The sequence below is a fragment of the Amycolatopsis sp. VC5-11 genome (assembly GCF_037034185.1).
Taxonomy (GTDB): domain Bacteria; phylum Actinomycetota; class Actinomycetes; order Mycobacteriales; family Pseudonocardiaceae; genus Amycolatopsis; species Amycolatopsis nivea.
Genome location: NZ_JBAGKF010000025.1, coordinates 1 through 19,796 on the forward strand (window position 1 = coordinate 1; position 19,796 = coordinate 19,796).

A 19,796-nucleotide genomic window follows, 5' to 3' on the forward strand; every position below is an offset into this window, starting at 1 on the left:
TTGGAGAACTTTACACGCCCTCCCAGGGCCCGAAACAGGGGGGTACCTTAACTGCGTTCCCGCAGGTCAGGCCCCTGTTTCGGGCCGAGGGCGAGATCAGGCCCCGACGCGGACGCCGGCGACCGTGCGCTTGCCCTTGCGGACCACGAGCCAGCGGCCGTGGAGGGCGTCGGAAGCCGAGGGCTTCCACTCCTCGTCGGCGATCTTCACGTTGTTCACGTACGCGCCGCCCTCCTTCACCGTGCGCCGCGCCGCGCCCTTGCTGTCCACCAGTCCCCCGGCGAGCAGCAGGTCGACGATCGTCGCGTCGCCCGCGGGCTCGACCTTGCCGTTCGGGACCTCGGCCATCGCCGCGTCGAGCGTCGGGCCGTCGAGGTCGGTCAGCTCGCCGCGGCCGAACAGGGCCTGGCTCGCCGCGATGACCTGGCGCGTCTGGGCCTCGCCGTGCACCAGGTTCGTGAACTCCTCGGCCAGCCGCTTCTGCGCGGCGCGCAGGTGCGGACGCTCCTCGGTGTCCTTCGCGAGTGCCTCGATCTCCTCCCGGTCGAGGAAGGTGAACAGGCGCAGGTAGCGGAGCACGTCAGCGTCGCCGACGTTCACGAAGTACTGGTACCAGGCGTACGGCGAGGTCAGCTCCGGATCGAGCCACACATCGCCGCCGCCGGTGGACTTGCCGAACTTGCGGCCTTCGGCGTCGGTAACCAGCGGCGCGGTCAGCGCGTGCGCCGTCCCGCCTTCGACGCGGCGGATCAGGTCGACGCCGCCGACGAGGTTGCCCCACTGGTCCGAGCCGCCGACCTGCAGCTTGCAGCCGTGCTTGCGGTACAGCTCCAGGTAGTCCTGGGACTGCAGCAGCAGGTAGCTGAACTCGGTGTAGGACATGCCGTCGCCCTCGAGGCGGCGCTTGACCGTCTCCCGGTTCAGCATCACGTTCACCGAGAAGTGCTTGCCGACGTCCCGCAGGAACTCCAGCGTGTTCTGCTTCGAGGTCCAGTCGAGGTTGTTCTCGACGATCGCGCCGGTCGGCGAGTCGTCGAAGTCCACGAACCGCTCCAGCTGCCCGCGGATCCGCCCGGCCCAGTCGGCGACGACGTCCAGGGTGTTCAGCGTGCGCTCCCCGTTGTCGCGGGGGTCGCCGATCATCCCGGTGGCGCCGCCCGCCAGCACGATCGGCCGGTGCCCGGCGCGCTGGAACCGCTTGAGCATCAGCAGCGGGACGAGGTTGCCGGCGTGCAGGCTGGGCGCGGTCGGGTCGAAGCCGCAATAGAGCGTGAGAGGGCCGCGGTCGAGTTCTCGGCGCAGGGCGTCGATGTCGGTGGATTGCGCGATCAGGCCGCGCCAGGACAACTCGTCAAGGATGTGCTCACTCACACCTGTAGATGATCCCCCACCAGGTCAAACGACTATCCCGCGGGTCGCACCTGCCGGCGTTTCCCGCCGCGGCGGTAGGTCGAGACGGCTGGTGAGCCGTCGATCCAGAACCGCCACGGCGTGTCCATCGCCATCGCGACGCCGACGCGCGGGCCGGTGCGCACGTTGTCGGCGGGCACGCGTTCGCCGGCGAGCAGCCGCACCGGCGATTCCGGGTCGGTGAGATCGAGCCCGTTCTGCTCGCGGGCGAGACCCAGCACAGAGGTGAGGATGGCCGGGCCTTTGGCGAGCTCGCCGTTGCCGCGCGCGTTCGGCCGCCGCTTCCGCACGATGTCCGCGCCCTCGACGACCTCGCCGGCGCGCAGCAGCACCGCGCCCGGCTGGCCGTCCTCGGTGCCGACGACGTTCGCGCAGAAGTGCATGCCGTAGACGAAGTACACGTAGAGGTGCCCGGCCGGACCCCACATCACCGCGTTGCGCGGGGTTTTCCCGCGGTAGCAATGCGAAGCGGGATCGTCGAGCCCGCGATAGGCCTCGACCTCGACGAGCCGCACCCCGACCCGGCCCTCGGGCGCGTCGGCCTCGAGGACGGCACCGAGCAGCAGCCGAGCCAGGTCGACCGGGTCCAGTGCCAGTTCTTCGCGCCGGAACAACCGGTCCACACGCACTCCCCTCGTCAGGCCGCCAGCCTAACCAGCGGCCTGGCGACAGATCACTTCAGCCACTGCCGATGCGCCGCGACGCGCTCGACCAGGCGCTCCCGCTGCTCGGCGACCCGGTCCGGCGCGGTGCCGCCGCGAGCATCGCGCGAACGCACCGAGCCTTCGACGGTGAGGACTTCGCGCACCGCCGGGGTGAGCGCCGGGTTGATGGCCTGGAACTCCTCGTCGGTCAGCTCGTCGAGCCCGGCCCCGCGCGCCTCCGCGACCCGCACGCTCTCCCCCGCCGCCTCGTGCGCGACGCGGAACGGCACGCCCTGGCGCACCAGCCATTCGGCGATGTCGGTGGCGAGGGTGAACCCGGCGGGAGCCAGTTCGGCGAGCCGCTCGGTGTGGAAGGTGAGCGTGCCGAGCATCCCCGCGATCGCCGGGAAGAGCAGCTCCAGCTGTTCGACCGAGTCGAACACCGGCTCCTTGTCCTCCTGCAGATCGCGGTTGTACGCGAGCGGCTGCGCCTTGAGCGTGGCGAGCAGGCCGGTGAGGTTGCCGATCAGCCGTCCGGCCTTGCCGCGGGTCAGCTCCGCGACGTCCGGGTTCTTCTTCTGCGGCATGATCGAGCTGCCGGTGGCCCACGCGTCGTCCAGCGTGACGTAGCCGAACTCGGCGGTGTTCCAGATGATCACCTCTTCGGCGATCCGCGACAGGTTGACCGCGAGCATCGCGACGGCGAACGCGAACTCGGCGACGAAATCGCGCGAGGCGGTGCCGTCGATCGAGTTCTCCACGCTGGTGTCGAAGCCCAGTTCGGCGGCCACGGCTTCCGGGTCGAGGCCGAGCGACGAACCGGCGAGCGCGCCCGAACCGTACGGCGATTCCGCGGTGCGGGCGTCCCAGTCGCGCAGGCGGGAGACGTCGCGCAGCAGCGACTGGCCGTGGGCCATCAGGTGGTGCGCGAGCAGAACCGGCTGCGCGTGCTGCAGGTGGGTACGCCCGGGCAGGATCGCGTCCGGGTGGCGGGACGCCTGCGACACGAGCGCGTCGATCACGTCGAGCGTGCCCGCGACCACCCGGCGCGCGGCGTCGCGCAGCCACATCCGGAACAGCGTCGCGACCTGGTCGTTGCGGGAACGACCTGCCCGCAGCTTGCCGCCCAGTTCGGCGCCGGCGCGCTCGAGCAGACCGCGTTCGAGCGCGGTGTGCACGTCCTCGTCGGCGATCGTCGGGGTGAACGCGCCGGACGCGACGTCCTGCGCCAGCGTGTCGAGCGCGTCGAGCATCCCGGTCAGTTCCGCTTCGGTGAGCAGACCCGCCTTGTTCAGCACGCGGGCGTGCGCGCGCGATCCGGCGATGTCGTAGGGCGCCAGGCGCCAGTCGAAGTGGGTCGAGGCGCTCAGCGCCGCCATCGCCTCGGCCGGCCCGCTGGCGAACCGGCCGCCCCACAGCTGCACCGGCTGGTCTTTCCCGCTCACGTTCTGCCTCTCTCGTCCGGCGTCTCAGGACGCCTGGGTGCTCGGATGCTGGGTGTTTCCCAGCGGAGTCTGCCCGGTCGCGCGGCGGTGCCGCCGTCCGACCGGGCGAAGCCGCCTCCCGGGGAGGCCGGCCACGGTCGCGCTGCCCGCGTGCAGCACCAGCCGCACCTCGCCGGACACGCGCTCCTGCGCCCGCCGGACGAACGCGTCCAGCGGCTCGCGCAGCGGCGAGAACCACAATCCGTCGTGGACCAGTTCGGCCCACCGGCGGTCGACGCCGCGTTTGAACCTCGCCAGATCACGGTCGAGCGTGACCGATTCCAGCTCCTGGTGCGCGGCGATCAGCACCGCCGCACCCGGTACGTCGTAAGCCTCGAACCGGCCGATCCCGTGCGGCCCGGCCCGATGTCCGAGCCGCTGCACCGCCTCGGCGACGCTGACCGTCTCGCCGTCGACTGCCACCGGCACGCCTTGCTCGAAAGTGACGACGACCTCGTCCGGCATGCCGAGGTTCACTACGGCGTCCTCGGTCCAGCGGTAACCGTCGTCCGCGGTCCGGCCCCACAAAGTCCGGCTCGTCGACAGTTCTTGCTCGCCGCGAACATCGAGTTCGACGATCTCGAGGTCCGGAGCGAGTGCCGCGATCATGCTGGACAACGTGTCTCCGCCACCGTGTGCGACGGCCGATGCGTTCCGGTCCCTCGCGGTCGCGACGAGCTGGCTTGCCAGCAGCGGCCGGGCCAGCGCTTCGACCAGCGGGTGCCGGTCGAGAATCAGCGCATTCGCTTGCAGCGCAAGCAAACAGTAGCCGTTCGCGAGCTCCTCTCGGACATCCGCGACCACGATCTCAGCGGCCCCGTCGGCCATCGCCTGCCGCCGGAGCGCGCACAGATCCACGTCGCCTGAACCGAAATCCACGGCGGCCGCGACCACTTCGCCTTGTTCCTGAAGGAGACTCACCGCGGATGAGGAGCCGTGCCCGCCCGGATAGGCGAGCACGACCCGCCGGGTCACGGCTCGTTTCCTTCCGCCGAACCTTGGGCGAGCGCGGTGAACCGCTCGGCGAGGTCTCGTCCGGTGAGCGGTTCGCGCGCGATCACCGCTACCGTGTCGTCGCCCGCGATCGACCCGACGACCTCCTCCAGCGCGGCCCGGTCGATCGCGCTCGCAAGGAACTGCGCGGCGCCCGGCGGCGTGCGCAGCACGGTGAGGTTGCCCGACGAATCCGCCGACACCATCAGTTCGGCGAGCAGCCGGGACAGCCGCGAGGTGCCGCCCTGGACGCCGCGCACGGGACTGCCGTCCTCGGGGATGACGTAGACCGGCGCGCCCGAGTCGGCGCCGCGCAGCTTGATCGCGCCGAGTTCGTCGAGGTCGCGCGACAGCGTCGCCTGGGTGACCTCGATCCCCTCGGCGGCGAGCAGCCGCGCGAGCTCCGTCTGGCTGCGGATGGCCATCGTGGACACCAGCTCGGTGATCCGCGCCTGGCGCCCGACCCGGCTGCTGGTCATCGGCCGTTCTGCCCGAACAGCCAGACCAGCAGGGCTTTCTGCGCGTGCAGCCGGTTCTCCGCCTCGTCCCACACCGCGCTGGCCGGGCCGTCGAGCACCTCGTCGGTGATCTCCCAGCCGCGGTGCGCGGGCAGGCAGTGCAGCACGATCGCCTCGTCGGCGGCGCGCTTCAGCAACGCGGCGTTGATCTGCAGCGCGCGGAACGGGCCGACCCGGTCGAGGCCGTCGTTCTCCTGGCCCATCGACGTCCAGGTGTCGGTGACCAGCACGTCCGAACCGTCGACGGCCTCGTGCGCGTCGGTGTAGACAGTCGCGCTGCCGCCGGTTTCGGTTCCGCGCTGCTTGGCGTCGAGCATCACCTGCTGGTCGGGCTGGAACCCCTCCGGCGACACGACGCGCACGTTCATCCCGGCCGTCGTGCCGCCGAGCAGCAGCGAATGCGCCATGTTGTTGGCGCCGTCGCCGAGGTAGGTGAGCGTGAGCCCGGCGAGCTTCCCCTTGCGCTCGCGGATGGTCATCAGGTCCGTGAGCACCTGGCACGGGTGGAACTCGTCGGTGAGCGCGTTGACGATCGGGATCGACGCGACCGACGCCATCGAGTCGATGCGCTTCTGCGCGAAGGTGCGCCACACGACGGCGTCGACGTAGCGCGACAGCACGCGCGAGGTGTCCTCGATGGTCTCCTCGCGGCCGAGCTGCATCGAACGGCCGTCGACGATCACCGGATGCCCGCCGAGCTGGCTGATGCCGACCTCGAACGAGAACCGGGTGCGGGTGGAGTTCTTCTCGAAGATCGCGGCCACCGTGGAGCCGGCGAGCGCCTTCGTGCCGAGCGGGTCGGCTTTCAGCTGGTCCGCGAGGTCGAGCAGAGCGGCCTGCTCGGCCGGGGTGACGTCGTCGTCGCGGAGGAAATGGCGGGGCATCAGTCGGATTCCTTCGTGGTGGTGGAGTCGAGCACGCCCGGGAGGGCGGAGAGGAAGCCCTGCGCCTGCTGCTCGTCGAGCACGAGCGGCGGGGCGAGCCGGACAGTGTCCGGGGCGACCGGGTTGACGAGGTAGCCAGCTTCCTGCGCGGCCTTAGCGACCGCCGCGGAAACCGGCTTCCGCAGGCCGATGCCGAGCAGCAGCCCCGCGCCGCGGACGCCGGACACGAGCGGGTGGCCGAGCGCCTCGACTCCCGCGGCGAGATCCTTGCCCAGCGCGGAAACGTGGTCGAGCAGGTCGTCCCGGACGATGGTGCGCAGCACGGCCAGCCCGGCCGCGCAGCACACCGGGTTGCCGCCGAAGGTCGTGCCGTGCTGGCCCGGCTTCAGCAGGTCGCCCGCCGCGCCGACGCCGATCACCGCGCCGAGCGGAAGCCCGCCGCCGAGACCCTTCGCGAGCGTGATCACGTCCGGCACGATCCCGGCCTGCTGGAAGCCGAACCACGTGCCGAGCCTGCCGATCCCGGTCTGCACCTCGTCGAGGACGAGCAGCGCACCGGCGGCCTTGGTGATCTCGCGAGCCGCGTGCAGGTAGCCGTCCGGAGCCGGGATCACCCCGGCCTCGCCGAGCACCGGCTCCAGGAAGACGGCGGCGGTCTCGCCGTCCACGGCAGCCCGCAACGCGTCGACGTCGCCGTAGGGAACGTGCGTGACGCCCGGAACCAGCGGCTCGAACGCCTCGCGCTTCGACGGCTGCCCGGTGAGCGACAGCGCGCCCATGGTGCGGCCGTGGAACGCGCCCTCCGCCGCGACGACCTTGCTGCGGCCAGTGAGCCGGGTGATCTTCAGCGCGGCCTCGTTCGCCTCTGCGCCGGAGTTGACGAACAGGACTTTCCCTTGCCCGTTCAGGCCCGCGACGTCGAGCAGGGTTTCGGCGAGTTCGACCGCGACCGGGTTCACGTACAGGTTCGACGTGTGCCCCAGCTTCGAGATCTGCTCGGTGACCGCGCGCACCACCTCCGGGTGGGCGTGGCCGAGCGCGTTCACCGCGATGCCGCCGACCAGGTCGACGTACTCGGCGCCGTCCGCGTCCCACACTCGCGCGCCTTCGCCGCGCACCAGGGTCAGGCCGGGGGTTCCGTAGTTGTCCATGACAGCCGACTGCCAGTGCTGCTGGCCGTCCGCATTGGACTTGAGGGTAGTCACGCGTGCTCCGTTCCGGGGTGCGCTGCCTCGGGCAGCACCATGGTGCCGATGCCGCGCGAGGTGAAGACCTCGAGCAGCACCGAATGGGCGAGCCTGCCGTCGATGACGTGGGCGCCGCGCACGCCGCCGCGCACCGCGCGCACGCACGCCTCCATCTTCGGGATCATGCCGCTGGCCAGGCCGGGCAGCATGCGTTCGAGACGGTCGACGGGGATCCGGTCGATCAGCGACGACCGGTCCGGCCAGTTGGCGTAAAGGCCTTCGACGTCGGTGAGCACGACGAGCTTCTCCGCGCCGAGCGCCGCGGCGAGCGCGCCCGCGGCGGTGTCGGCGTTGACGTTGTGCACCACGCCGTCGATGTCGGGGGCGACCGTGGACACCACCGGGATGCGGCCGGCGTTCACGATGTCGAGCACCGCGGCCGGGTTCACCTCGGCGACCTCGCCCACGAGGCCGATGTCCACCTGCTCACCGTCCACAGTGGCCTGTTTGCGCTCGGCGGTGAACAGCCGCGCGTCCTCGCCGGAAATGCCGACCGCGTACGGTCCGTGCGCGTTGATCAGGCCGACCAGCTCGCGGCTCACCTGCCCGACGAGCACCATGCGCACAATGTCCATGGTCTCCGGCGTGGTGACGCGCAGCCCGCCCTTGAACTCCCCCGGCACGCCGAGCCGGGACAGCATCGCGCTGATCTGCGGGCCGCCGCCGTGCACGACCACCGGGTGCAGCCCGGCCAGCCGCAGGAACACCATGTCCTCGGCGAACGCGGCCTTCAGCTGGTCGTCGATCATCGCGTTGCCGCCGTACTTGACCACGACGGTCGCGCCGTTGAACCGCTGCAGCCACGGCAGCGCTTCGATCAGCACCCCGGCCTTCTCGGCCGCGCTGGCGAGCCGTTCGTCCGCGGAGACGAGCCTTCCGGTATCCGTCATGACGAGTACGCGCTGTTCTCTTCGACGTACGCGTGCGAGAGGTCGGTGGTGTAAATCGTGGCCTCGCCCGAACCGACGCCGAGATCCACGACAACGTCGATCGCTCGCCCGGACAGATCGGCCGCCGACCGGTCCTCGGCCGTGGTGCCGCCCGCGAACAACGTGACGCCGTTGATCGCGATCGACACCGTCTCGGGGTCGATCCGCGCCGGTGCGCGGCCGAGCGCCATCGCGATGCGGCCCCAGTTGGGATCGGACCCGAACAAGGCGGTCTTGACCAGGTTGTCCTCGGCGATCGTCCGAGCCACGACGATCGCGTCGGCTTCGGACGCGGCACCCTTCACCGTGACGTCGACGTCCTTGGTGGCGCCTTCGGAATCGGCCCGCAGCTGCAGCACCAGGTCGTGGCTGACCTTGGTGAGCAGCTCGGTCAGCTCGGCTTCGGTCGGCTCCACCCCGCTCGCGCCCGAGGCGAGCACGAGCACGGTGTCGTTGGTCGACGTCCCGCCGTCCACGTCGAGCCGATCGAACGTGACGTGCGTGGCGGCGCGCAGCGCACGGTCGAGAGTTTCCTTGTCCGCCACGGCATCCGTGGTCAGCACGGACAGCATCGTCGCCAGGTTCGGCGCGAGCATCCCCGCGCCCTTGGCGAACCCGCCGACGCTCCACCCGGAGTCGTGCCGGGCGAACGCCTGCTTCGGCTTGGTGTCGGTGGTCATGACGCCGGTAGCCGCGTTGAGCGCCGCTTCCGGGCCGGCGTCCAGCGCCTTGACCGCACTGTCCACACCGGACAGAACGGCGGGCATCGGCAGCCGCTCGCCGATCAGGCCGGTGGAACACACCGCGACCTCGATCGCGCCGGCGCCCAGCACCTCGGCGACCTTTTCCGCGGTGGCGTGCGTGTCCTGGAACCCGCCCGGCCCGGTCGCCGCGTTCGCCCCGCCGGAGTTGAGCACGACGGCCTTCAGCTTCTGCTGCTTCAGCACTTCCTGCGACCACAGCACCGGCGCGGCTTTGATCACGTTGCGGGTGAACACGCCCGCCGCGACGTCGAGCGGGCCGTCGTTGACGACCAGCGCGAGGTCGAGCGCGCCGGAGGCTTTGATCCCGGCGGCCACGCCGGCGGCGCGGAAACCCTTCGGTCCGGTGACGGTCACGGTGCCACTCCCACGGTGGAAAGTCCGGTGGCCTCGGGGAAACCGAGCGCCAGGTTCATCGACTGGACGGCACCGCCCGCGGTGCCCTTGGTGAGGTTGTCGATCGACGTGACGACGACCAGCCTGTCCGCGCCGTCGTCGATCCCGAGCTGGAGCTGGACGTTGTTCGAGCCGACCGTGGCCGCGGTCGTCGGCCAGGTCCCTTCGGGCAGCACCTGGACGAACGGCTCAGCGTCGTAGGCTTTCTCGTACACCGCGCGCGCGGCGGCCTCGTCGACATCGCCCGCGAGCTGGGCGCTCGCCGTCGTGAGAATGCCGCGCGGCATCGGCGCGAGCACCGGCGTGAACGAAACGGTCACCGGCTTGCCCGCCGCGCCCGAGAGGTTCTGCACGAACTCCGGCGTGTGCCGATGCGCACCGGCGACGCCGTACGCGCTCGCGTTGCCCATGACCTCGGACCCGAGCAGGTTCGGCTTCAGGCTCTTGCCCGCACCGGACGTCCCCGTCACCGACACCACGGTGACCGCGGGCTCGATCAGCCCCGCCGCCAACGCCGGGGCCAGCGCCAGCGACCCGCCGGTCGGGAAGCAACCCGGAACCGCGATCCTCTTGGTCCCCACGAGCTTCTCGCGCGCACCAGGCAGCTCGGGCATCCCGTAGGGCCATTGCCCCGCGTGCTCGCCGGAGTACCACCGTCGCCAGTCCACCGCGTCCGCGAGCCGATGGTCGGCCCCAAGATCGACCACGAGCACGTCCGGCCCGAGCTGCGCCGCGATCTCGGCCGAGTGGCCGTGCGGCAGAGCAAGGAACACGACGTCGTGGCCCGCGAGCGTCTCCGCGTTCGTCTCGAGCAGCACCCGCCCGGCCAGCGGAGCGAGGTGCGGCTGGTGCGTGCCCAGCGTCGTCCCCGCGCTGCTCGCCGCCGTGAGAGCGCCGATCTCGACCTCGGGATGGGTCAGGAGCAGGCGCAGCAGTTCGCCGCCCGCGTACCCGCTGGCACCGGCTACCGCGATCTTCACCGTCATACGAATGATTATGCACGAGCGTGCAAGCTCAAACAAAGAGGGTTTGCTCACCCTGACCGTCCCCTCCCCGGGACTTCCGTGGATTCCCTACGTTCTCCAGGCTTTTTCCGCCGCCGCGATGGAATGGATCAGCCCTGATCGACGGCGTGCCGATGCGGTTCCGCGGCGGCAGGACTTCCGGCCGGGCTAGACGACGGGTTCCTGGCCCGCGCCAAACGACCGAGTCGCCTGAACAGGCGGACTCGTCAGCCGCGCGAGCTGGGTGCACGAGTTGTTCCAGCCCGCCGAGCCGCCCAGCCAAGACCGCTCAGCAACGCGCATCGTTCAACCGTTCGAACCTGCCTCCTTGACCGCCTGCCTTGTACCTGAGCCACCAGACCTGCGCGGGCACCACCTGTTCCGCGCCCGCCGCTCACCCCGGCACCTCAGCCGCGTGTCCGGCACCCACCGTCGCCCCGGAGCCACGCCGCAAATCCGGCGCACGCCACCAGTCCCGCGCATGCCGCCCGCTCTGGACCCAATCCGTCACTCCGGCACCCACCACTCGCCACGGAACCTATGCCGTAAGTTCCGCGCGAGCGCCGCTCGCCCGGGAGCCCACGCCACAGTCCCGCGCGCATGCCGCTCGCCTCGAGACCCACGCCGCAAGTCCCGCGCTGCGGAACCCGCGCCACAAGTCCTGCGCACGCCGCGTCGCGGAACCCGCGCCAGAAATCCAGCGCGCACACCACCGATCCCGGAGCCCAAGCCCCAGTCCGGCAAGCAGCCACCGCCACGCCGGGCCCGCCTCGGGATGCGAACCCGGCGGGCACTCGTCAGTCCACTCCCTCCTCCGCTTCGCGCAGACTCGGCGGTGTGGGCAAATGATTTCCCGGATGTTCCGGATCGCACCCGACCCTGGGCAGCCGCGCCCGGATCCCGCCGGGCGTTCGCGCGAAATGGCGCGCCAGTTCGGTCACCGAATCCCCGGCGAGCCAGCGGGCCTCCAGGTCCGCGTCCATCTCGTCGGTCCACGGCCGCCCCTGCTGGGCCGGGCGTCCGCGCGATCTTCGCCGCGTGCCGCCGCCCGCGAAGGTGCGCAGGCTCGTGTCGAGCAGTTCCGCGACGGTCGCCACGGACGTCACGTCGAGTTCGAGCCTGCCCTCGACGACGGGTTCGCCGTCCGGCCGTTCTCCGCCGACCGTGACGGTGACCCGCTCGGGCTCGCCGTCCTCGGTGCGGGTGACGACGGCGACCTGGTACTGGACATCTCCTGACCGGACCTCGGTCCGGTGCTCCTGAATGATCGTCATGGCCGCGAAGGTATCCGCGACCCCCGACAATTTTCGATCACTTAACGCGATCGGGTGACTGCGGTCCGAAATTGTCAGACCCCCGTCGTAGCGTCCCCGGCGACCCGAAAACGACCGAGGGGGCTCGATGGACCAGCGGAAAAGAACAATGCCCCGGCCTGGAAGACCAGGCCGGGGCACCGCGCAGGACAACTCAGAAACGCAGCAGGCCGGCAAGCAGGCCCTGCTTCTCCTCCGCCGCGGCCTTCGCCGCGGCATCAGCCTTCTGCTGGGCATCGGAAGCGACCGGAGACGGAACCGGCTGCGGCACCGCGGCGCACTGGACGTCGGAGCGGTCGCCTCGCACCCGCTTCGGCAACGCGCCGGTGGCGAGGTAGTCAGCGACCCTGTCGTCCACGCACGAAACCCCGGAGAGCGATCCGGCGTGCGTCGTCCCGCCGGGCGCGCTGATGAGGCTCGAGCGCGGGTAGCGCTTGCGCACTTCGAGGCTGCCCGAGTACGGCGTCGCCGCGTCGAGTTCCTCGCTGATCAGGAGCGCGCCGCTCGCCTTCGAGCCGTCGATGTCCACCGGCTTGCCCGGCTTCGCGGGCCAGTTCAGGCAGGTCGCGTTGTACCAGGTGTTGCTCCAGGTCTCGAACGGCGCGCGGGTGTGGGTGGCCCAGGCGTCGCGGCGCCAGCGGTCCCAGTCCTGCGGCCACTGGACATCGGCGCACTGCACCGCGTTGTAAACCGCGTAGCCGTTGTCGTCGCCGGGCGCGTTCGACTTGTCGTACAACGCTTTCAGCGTCTGCCAGTCGCCGCGGTGCACCCATCCGTCGAAGGCCTTGGCCATGTCTTCCCAGCCGAACACGTAGTAGCCGGCTTGAAGGAAGATGTCGGTCCACTCGTCGCCGCCGATCACGCCGCCCGCCGGGGCGCGGTCGAGCTTCCGCTGCTGGGCGTACCAGAGCTGCTCGACGGCCGAACCGGTCTTGCCGAGATGGTAGACGTTGTCGTACTTCGCGAGCCAGTCGAAGTAGATCTTGATGTTGCGGTCGAAGGCGACGTCCTGGTCCAGGTTGGCGTCGTACCAGACCTTGCGCGGGTCGACGTTCCCGTCGAGCACCATCCGGCGCATGCGGTCCGGGTACAGCGTGCTGTACACCTGGCCGAGGTAAGTGCCGTAAGAGAAGCCGTAGTAGTTGATCTGCTTCTGGCCCAGCGCCTTGCGGAGGCTTTCCATGTCCTGCGCGACGTCAGTGGTCTTGATGTGCTCGAGCAGCGGGCCGTTCTTCGCGCAGGCCTCGGCGTAGCCCTTCGTGCGAGCGCGCCAGGTGTCCTCCAGCTGCGGGGTCTTCGGCACGTAAGCCGGACGGACCGGAGCGAAGTAGTTCCCGTCGCACGTGAGCGCCGGTTTGCTGGAGCCGACGCCGCGAGGGTCGAAGCCGATCCAGTCGTAGCTGTCTCCGGCGTGCTTCGGCACATTCCGGCCGAGCACCGAAAGACCGAGGCCGGAGCCTCCCGGCCCGCCCGGGTTCACCAGCAGCACGCCCTGGAACTTCGCGGTCTTGTGCTTCACCCGGGAAACGGCGATCTGCGCCTTCTCGCCCGACGGCTGCGCGTAATCCATCGGGACCTCCAGGAATCCGCATTCGGCTCCCGCCTTGGCGAGTCCTGGTGCGGAACACGGTCCCCACTTGATCGGCGGCGGCGCGTAGCCCGGCCCTTCGGGCTGCACCGCGGTGGCGGCGGGTGCGACAGCCAGCGTTCCGGCCGCGACAGCGGCGGCGGCCAGCGCGGTGACGATTTTCCTCACAGTGGTCCTTTGCGTCCGACGGCAACCAGGGCTCGTCGAAGCTACCGGCTGCGCGGCAGAATCTCGTTTCCCGACACGAGCCGCGCTGTCCCCCGATCGTCGGGATCCGAGACGACGGAGGTGGTCCTCAATGGGTGCGGGCGAAGCCTTGATCACGGCGGTGCGAACCGGGCTGGCCGAGCTGGCGGACCCGGTCAAAGCACCGGAGATGCAGGCGTACATGAAGTCCGCGATGCCGTTTCGCGGCGTGCCGAAACCGCCGCGCGGCAAGCTCATGAAGACGGTCTTGGCCGAGCATGTTCTGCCCGATCGAGTGACATACGTCGAGACCGTGCTCGCGTTGTGGCGGGAAGCGGAGTACCGCGAGGAGCGGTACGCGGCGATCGATCTCTCCGGGCACCGCGCCTACCGGCAATGGCAGGACCCGGAACTGCTGGAGATGTACGACGAGCTGATCGTCACCGGTGCGTGGTGGGACCACGTCGACGAGGTCGCGATCCGCCGGGTCGGGCCGATCCTGCGCGAGCACCGGGCGGCGGTCACGCCGGTTCTGCGCCGCTGGATGACAGACGCTGATCGCTGGCGCCGGCGAACGGCGGTGATCTGTCAGGTCAGCGCGAAGGGCGAGGTGGACCAGAAGCTCCTGGCCGACGCGATCGAGGCGAACCTCGACGACCGGGATTTCTTTCTGCGCAAGGGAATCGGCTGGGCACTGCGGGATCATGCTCGTGCCGAGCCGGAGTGGGTCCGCGCGTTCGTCCGTGCACACCCGGGGTTGTCCCCGCTGTCCGTCCGGGAGGCGATGAAGCACCTCAGCTGAAGCGAACCGTTCGAGGAAAAGGAAAGGAGGGTGCCATGACACCAGCGCTCCCCCGCCCCGGCTGACCGGCCGGTGGCCGGAGCGCGGGACGGGGACAGCGTCGGATCAGGCGCGGAGCGTCGCTCCGAAGCGCTCGCCGGCAGCGGCGACCGCGGCGTCGCGGGCCTTGGTGGCCTCGTCGACGGTCAAGGTGCGGTCCGCGGCGCGGAAACGGAGCTTGTACGCCAGGGAACGCTTGCCTTCGCCGAGCTGCTCGCCGGCGTAGACGTCGAAGAGGGTGATCTCCTCGAGCAGTTCGCCCGCACCTTCGCGGAGCACGTCGGCGAGGTCGGCGGACGGGACGTCCGTGCCGGCGACCAGTGCGACGTCCAGCAGCACCGGCGGGTAGGCCGAGATGCTGGGCGCCGGACGGGAGTCGGGCAGCGGGATCGCGTCGAGGTCGAGTTCCATGGCGACCGTGCGCGGCGGCAGGCCGAGGGCCTCGACGACCTTCGGGTGCAGTTCGCCCGCGTGGCCGACCGGCCAGTCGCCGACGCGCAGCTGGGCGCACCGGCCCGGGTGCCACGGCAGCAGGTCGGCGGCCTGCACGGTGAGCTGCACGCCCGCGGCCTCGGCCACGAGGCGCGCGGCCTGCACGGCGTCGGCCCAGCCCGCCTGGTCGCCCTTGCCCCACCAGCCGGCGCGCGGGCGCTGGCCGCTGAGGACGACGGCGACGTGCACCGGCTGCGCGGGCACGGCGGCCTCCAGCACGGCGAGGTCCTCGTCGCTCGGGCGGTGCTCGACGCCGAGGTCCGGGACCTTGAGCTGGTTCGGCTTCGGCAGCACCACCTGGCCGACGTGGAACAGCGACACGTCCTTCAGGCCGCGGGAAACGTTGCGCTGCAACGTCTCCAGCAGACCCGGCAGGAGGGTGGTCGCCATCCGGTCGTGGTCGGCTTCGAGCGGGTTCTGCACGCGCACCGTCGTGCGGCGGATGTCGTCCTCGGGCAGACCGAAGGCGTCCCACACCGCGTCGCCGATGAACGGGAACGGGCGCACCTCGACGTAGCCCGCCTCGGCGAGCGCGCCGGACACCGCGCGGCGGCGGCGCTGGGCGTCGGTGAGGCCGCGGCCCGCGGGCGCGGCGGGCAGGACCGACGGGATGCTGTCGTAGCCCTCGAGCCGCAGGACCTCCTCGACGAGGTCGGCGGGCTGCACGAGGTCGCCGCGCCAGCTCGGCGGGGTCGCGGTGACCAGGCCGACGCCCTGGTCGCTCGTGCTGAGCTGGACCTTGCAGCCGATCTGGCCGAGCCGCCGGACCGTGACGCCGCGTTCGTAGCGGACGCCGGCGACCTGGTCGGGCAGGTTGATCGGCATGGTCACCGGGGCGTGCGGGGCGACGCCGCCGACGTCGGTGCGGCCCGGGCGGATCGCGCCGTCGCCGTACTGGCGCAGCAGCCGCGCGGCGAGTTCCACCGCGGCCGCGCACAGCGCCGGGTCGGTGTAGCGCTCGAAGCGCTTCGCCGCCTCGGAGAACAGCTTGTGCCGGCGCGCGGTGCGGCTGATCGACGCCGGGTTCCAGTGCGCCGCCTCGAGCAGCACGTCCGTGCTCTCCGGCGTGATCTCCGTGCTGGCGCCGCCCATCGTGCCGGCGAGGGAGATGACGCCGCTGTCGTCGGCGATCACGATGTCGTCCGCGTCGAGGGTGCGCTCGACGTCGTCGAGCGTCGTGAGCTTCTCCCCCGCCTTCGCGCGTCGGACCACCAGGTCGCCCTGGATGGAGCCGGTCGCGAACGCGTGCAGCGGGTGGCCGAGTTCGAGCATCACGTAGTTGGTGACGTCGACCGCGAGGGAGATGGACCGGATGCCGGCCAGCATCAGCCTGCGGCGGATCCGCCACGGCGTCGGCGCGGTCGCGTCGAGACCGGTGACGCGGCGCAGCACGAACCGCGGGCAGCCCTCGGGGTCCTCGACCCGGACCGGCCACGCTTCGCCCTCGGCTTCCGGGAAGTTGTCGAGCATCGCCGGGTCGCCGAAGGGCACGTCGAGCGCGTTCGACAGTTCGCGCGCCAGGCCGCGGATCGACAGCGCGTAGCCGCGGTCCGGGGTCGGCGTGACCTCGATGACGGTGTCGTCGAGGCCGAGCAGGTCCTTCGCGTCGTCGCCGGGGCTCGCCGTGCCCGGCGGGAGCACGAGGATGCCGCTGTGGTCGTCGCCGAGGCCGAGTTCGGCCGCCGAGCAGATCATGCCGTCGCTGACCTTGCCGTACGTCTTGCGCGCGGCGATCTCGAAATCGCCCGGCAGGACCACGCCCGGCAGCGCGACCACGACGAGGTCGCCCTCGGCGAAGTTGCTCGCGCCGCAGACGATGCCGCGCGTCTTGATGCCGTGCGGGCCCTCGTTCTCGAGCGGGCCGTCGTCCTCGTCGTCGTCCTCTTCGGACAGTTCGGCGTCGTCGGGCTCCGGGTCGGGTTCCTCGCCGACCTCGACGCGGCAGAACCGCACCGGCTTCTTGAAGCCGGTCAGCTCCTCGATCTCCGCGACGCGGCCGACCACGAGCGGGCCGGTCACCGGGCCGAGCTTGCTGAGCTCGTCGACCTCGATCCCGATCCGCACGAAGGCGTCGGCCAGGTCTTGCGGCGTGACGTCGGCATCCACCTCGAGATGCTCGGTCAGCCAGCTCACCGGGACTCGCACTACGCCTCCGTTCCGAAGGGAAGGGTGAACCGGACGTCGCCTTCGACCATGTCGCGCATGTCCGGGATGCCGTTGCGGAACTGCAGGGTCCGCTCGATGCCCATGCCGAACGCGAAGCCGGAGTAGACCTCGGGGTCGACGCCGCACGCGCGCAGGACGTTCGGGTTGACCATGCCGCAGCCGCCCCATTCGACCCAGCCGGGGCCGCCCTTCTTCTCCTCGAACCAGACGTCGACCTCCGCCGACGGCTCGGTGAACGGGAAGAAGTGCGGGCGCAGCCGCGTCGTGGAGCTCTCGCCGAACATCGCGCGGGCGAACGCGTCGAGCGTGCCCTTGAGGTGCGCCATGGTCAGGCCCTTGTCGACGGCGAGGCCTTCGACCTGGGTGAACACCGGCGTGTGCGTGGAGTCGAGTTCGTCGGTGCGGTAGGTGCGGCCCGGGCACACGACGTACACCGGCAGGTCGCGGTGCAGCAGGCTGCGGGCCTGCACCGGCGAGGTGTGCGTGCGCAGCACCAAGCCGGAGCCTTCCTCGCCGACGTAGAACGTGTCCTGCAGCTGGCGCGCCGGGTGGTCCTTGCCGAAGTTGAGCGCGTCGAAGTTGAACCACTCCGCCTCGAGCTCGGGTCCTTCGGCGACCTCGTAGCCCATGGCGACGAAAACGTCGGCGATGCGCTCGGACAGCGTGCTGATCGGGTGCCGGGCTCCGCGCGGGACCTGATCCCACGGCAGCGTGACGTCGACAGCCTCCTCGCGAAGCACGCGCTCGTCGCGCTCGGCCTGCAAAGCCGCGCGGCGCGCGTCGAACGCGGACTGCACCGCCTGCCGGGCCTCGTTGACGCGCTTGCCGGCGTCGGCCTTCTCCTGCTTCGGCAGCGCGGCGATTCCCCGGCGCGCGAGGAGCACGGGCGACTGGTCCCCGAGATGGGCCGGTTTGACGGCGGCGAGCGCGTCCAGGTCGGCCGCGCCGGCGAAGGCGTCCTCGGCCGCCTTGATCGCCGCGCGCAGGGTCTCCGGTGCGAGCACGTCGACCGGCTGTTCTGTGGCTCCGGACATGACTCCTCGGCGTCCGCTGGGACTGGTGTTGTCGGCGACACGCGGGCATGCCGCCGCACGTGCACATCGGGCAGCTCAGTCTAGGGGATCGGGCGCCGGGCCCGGCCGCTCACCCTCCGCTTCCGGAGCGGCTGCGCCGGATCCGCCCCGTGATCACGACTGACCGTCGCCGGGGACCCGAACGGTGGTCAGCGGATCAGGTGAGAACCGCCTCCCGACCGGCTCGCCCCGGCCGCCCTCGCGGGTGGCTGCGGAGCGGCTCTGCCGGGCGGGGTTTCGGGAGCGCTCGGCACTGCGGAAGCGGAGCGCGGGAGTGGCCAGACCGGAAGCGGGGTGCGGCTCGCGCCGAAGGCGACAGCGCGGGCGGCGACGGTGGCAGTGGCGGTGGCGATGGCGGGGACGGTGGGCGATGACGGTGGCAGTCGTGGTGGTGGTGGCGATGGCAGTGGCGGCGGTGCCGACGTCGCGGCGGTGATGACGGCGGTGGGAGGGGCAGTGGCGGCGGTGACGGCGACGACGTCGCGGCGGTGATGACGGTGGCGGTGGCAGGGGCAGTGCCGGGGGTCGTGCGGGCGCGTGGGCGCGCGTGGTGTCGTCGGATGCGTAGTGATGCCAGCCATAACGTGCAGCCAAGCGGCGGGCGATCGTCGATTTGCCCGCACCGTGAGCAACGCCGATCCAGTAGAACTGCCGGAGGTCAGCGGCGTGCGGCCATCGCTGCGGTATAGACGCAGACCGCGGCGGCGGTAGCCAGGTTGAGGCTTTCCGCCTTGCCGTACAACGGGATCCGGACTGCTTCGTCGACTGACGAGAGGACGTCCTCGGGCAGGCCGTGTGCCTCGTTGCCGAAGATCCACGCCACCGGGTCTCCGAAGCGGACAGTCTCGAGCGAGGTCGAGGCGTAACCGTGCGCGGCTAGCGTGCGGAGGCCGGCTGCACGGAGGGCGGTGAGGACTGACGGGATGTCGCGGGCGCGGGCCAGCGGGACGTGGAACGTCGAACCGGCGGCGGCGCGGACGCTTTTGCCGTTGTGCGGGTCGACGGTGTCGCCGGCCAGGACTACCGCGTCGGCGCCGGCGGCGTCGGCTACCCGGATCACGGTGCCTGCGTTGCCGGGTTCGGCGACGTCGACCAGGACCACCACGAGGCGGGCCGAGGCGAGGACTGTCTCCAGTGGACGGTCGACCAGCGAGCAGACCGCGATGATTCCTTGCGGGGTCACGGTTTCCGACAGGCTCGCGGCCGCGCGATCCGTGATGGGCGACACGCGGGGAGCCGACGCGACCAACGAAGGGTGGGCGGCGGCGGCGCGTTCGGTCACGAAGAGTTCGTGGACCGTCCCGTGGGACAGGGCCGAGGTGACCGCGTTGACCCCTTCGGCCAGGAAGCGGCCGGTTTTCTCTCGTTCCGCGCGCCGGGTCAGTTTGCGCGCAGCAACGACCCGGGGGGTCCGTTCGGTGAACGGATCCGCCCCGGGCCGGAAAATGCTGCCGGTCAGGCCGACTTCGCTTCGCCGGTCGTGACGTTCGCCTTGGCGAGCTCGGCGAGCGCGGTGAAGGCGGCGGCGTCGTTGACCGCGAGGTCCGCGAGGATCTTGCGGTCCACCTCGACACCGGCGGCCTTCAGGCCCTGGATGAACCGGTTGTAGGTGACGCCGTTGGCGCGAGCGGCCGCGTTGATGCGGGTGATCCACAGCTGGCGGAAGTCACCCTTGCGCGCGCGGCGGTCGCGGTAGGCGTAGTTGAGCGAGTGGAGCGTCTGCTCCTTGGCCTTGCGGTACAGCCGCGAACGCTGGCCGCGGTAACCGCTGGCCAGTTCGAGAGTCGCGCGACGCTTCTTCTGGGCGTTGACCGCCCGCTTGACGCGTGCCACTGGTCCATCCTGTCGAATTCGGGGGGTGCGAGGA

General features: G+C 71.0%; 17 protein-coding genes. 1 reads left to right on the forward strand and 16 read right to left on the reverse strand.

Going from position 1 to position 19,796, the window contains the following annotated elements; translation table 11 throughout:
- Positions 1 to 96: 96 nt before the first annotated feature.
- The 12 genes from tyrS to WA670_RS40955 all read right to left on the reverse strand — a co-directional run bounded on the left by tyrS (position 97) and on the right by WA670_RS40955 (position 13,339).
- The gene (gene tyrS, locus WA670_RS40900; RefSeq protein ID WP_037818189.1) at positions 97 to 1,371 is read right to left on the reverse strand and encodes a tyrosine--tRNA ligase; all 1,275 of its coding nucleotides are present in this window, start codon (positions 1,369 to 1,371) and stop codon (positions 97 to 99) included.
- A 32-nt stretch (positions 1,372 to 1,403) separates the two neighbouring features.
- A complete protein-coding gene (locus tag WA670_RS40905) occupies positions 1,404 to 2,039 on the reverse strand; it encodes a DNA-3-methyladenine glycosylase (RefSeq protein WP_037818187.1) in 636 nt (211 codons plus the stop codon).
- Positions 2,040 to 2,083: 44 nt separating this feature from the next.
- Positions 2,084 to 3,499 carry an argininosuccinate lyase gene (argH, locus tag WA670_RS40910; RefSeq protein ID WP_037818185.1) on the reverse strand — a complete coding sequence of 472 codons (1,416 nt, stop codon included), beginning with the start codon at positions 3,497 to 3,499 and terminating at the stop codon, positions 2,084 to 2,086.
- A 24-nt stretch (positions 3,500 to 3,523) separates the two neighbouring features.
- A complete protein-coding gene (locus tag WA670_RS40915; protein ID WP_134729179.1) occupies positions 3,524 to 4,513 on the reverse strand; it encodes an argininosuccinate synthase domain-containing protein in 990 nt (329 codons plus the stop codon).
- A complete protein-coding gene (locus WA670_RS40920; RefSeq protein WP_037818182.1) occupies positions 4,510 to 5,010 on the reverse strand; it encodes an arginine repressor in 501 nt (166 codons plus the stop codon). Before WA670_RS40920 ends, WA670_RS40915 begins: the two co-directional genes overlap by 4 nt.
- Positions 5,007 to 5,933 carry an ornithine carbamoyltransferase gene (gene argF, locus WA670_RS40925; protein WP_037818181.1) on the reverse strand — a complete coding sequence of 309 codons (927 nt, stop codon included), beginning with the start codon at positions 5,931 to 5,933 and terminating at the stop codon, positions 5,007 to 5,009. Before argF ends, WA670_RS40920 begins: the two co-directional genes overlap by 4 nt.
- Positions 5,933 to 7,138 (reverse strand): acetylornithine transaminase, encoded by a 1,206-nt coding sequence (locus WA670_RS40930; protein ID WP_037818180.1) that lies wholly within the window; start codon positions 7,136 to 7,138, stop codon positions 5,933 to 5,935. The genes argF and WA670_RS40930 overlap by 1 nt, the downstream gene beginning before the upstream one ends.
- Positions 7,135 to 8,070 (reverse strand): acetylglutamate kinase, encoded by a 936-nt coding sequence (gene argB, locus WA670_RS40935; RefSeq protein WP_037818179.1) that lies wholly within the window; start codon positions 8,068 to 8,070, stop codon positions 7,135 to 7,137. Before argB ends, WA670_RS40930 begins: the two co-directional genes overlap by 4 nt.
- Positions 8,067 to 9,227: a bifunctional glutamate N-acetyltransferase/amino-acid acetyltransferase ArgJ gene (gene argJ / locus WA670_RS40940; protein ID WP_037818177.1), complete on the reverse strand. Its 1,161-nt coding sequence runs from the start codon at positions 9,225 to 9,227 to the stop codon at positions 8,067 to 8,069. The genes argB and argJ overlap by 4 nt, the downstream gene beginning before the upstream one ends.
- Positions 9,224 to 10,252 (reverse strand): N-acetyl-gamma-glutamyl-phosphate reductase, encoded by a 1,029-nt coding sequence (gene argC, locus WA670_RS40945; protein WP_336161493.1) that lies wholly within the window; start codon positions 10,250 to 10,252, stop codon positions 9,224 to 9,226. The genes argJ and argC overlap by 4 nt, the downstream gene beginning before the upstream one ends.
- An 815-nt stretch (positions 10,253 to 11,067) precedes the next feature.
- Positions 11,068 to 11,544, reverse strand: a complete 477-nt coding sequence (locus WA670_RS40950) for a hypothetical protein (RefSeq protein WP_037818174.1) — start codon at positions 11,542 to 11,544, stop codon at positions 11,068 to 11,070.
- 193 nt (positions 11,545 to 11,737) lie between these two features.
- The gene (locus WA670_RS40955) at positions 11,738 to 13,339 is read right to left on the reverse strand and encodes an alpha/beta hydrolase (RefSeq protein ID WP_336161495.1); all 1,602 of its coding nucleotides are present in this window, start codon (positions 13,337 to 13,339) and stop codon (positions 11,738 to 11,740) included.
- Positions 13,340 to 13,469: 130 nt separating this feature from the next.
- Here WA670_RS40955 and WA670_RS40960 point away from each other — a divergent pair, with 130 nt between their 5' ends.
- The gene (locus WA670_RS40960) at positions 13,470 to 14,159 is read left to right on the forward strand and encodes a DNA alkylation repair protein (RefSeq protein WP_037818171.1); all 690 of its coding nucleotides are present in this window, start codon (positions 13,470 to 13,472) and stop codon (positions 14,157 to 14,159) included.
- Between the two features lie 105 nt (positions 14,160 to 14,264).
- On the opposite strand, the gene pheT is transcribed toward WA670_RS40960, so the two are convergent.
- The 4 genes from pheT to rplT form a co-directional block, all read right to left on the reverse strand.
- Complete coding sequence (gene pheT / locus WA670_RS40965) at positions 14,265 to 16,835, reverse strand: phenylalanine--tRNA ligase subunit beta (protein ID WP_037818169.1); 2,571 nt, start codon at positions 16,833 to 16,835, stop codon at positions 14,265 to 14,267.
- Entirely contained in the window at positions 16,835 to 17,890 is a 1,056-nt protein-coding gene (pheS, locus tag WA670_RS40970) for a phenylalanine--tRNA ligase subunit alpha (RefSeq protein WP_037818167.1), read from the reverse strand. The genes pheT and pheS overlap by 1 nt, the downstream gene beginning before the upstream one ends.
- Before the next feature lie 697 nt (positions 17,891 to 18,587).
- Complete coding sequence (locus WA670_RS40975; protein ID WP_374204462.1) at positions 18,588 to 19,376, reverse strand: TrmH family RNA methyltransferase; 789 nt, start codon at positions 19,374 to 19,376, stop codon at positions 18,588 to 18,590.
- Positions 19,377 to 19,384: 8 nt separating this feature from the next.
- Positions 19,385 to 19,762, reverse strand: a complete 378-nt coding sequence (rplT, locus tag WA670_RS40980) for a 50S ribosomal protein L20 (protein WP_009079612.1) — start codon at positions 19,760 to 19,762, stop codon at positions 19,385 to 19,387.
- Positions 19,763 to 19,796: the final 34 nt, after the last annotated feature.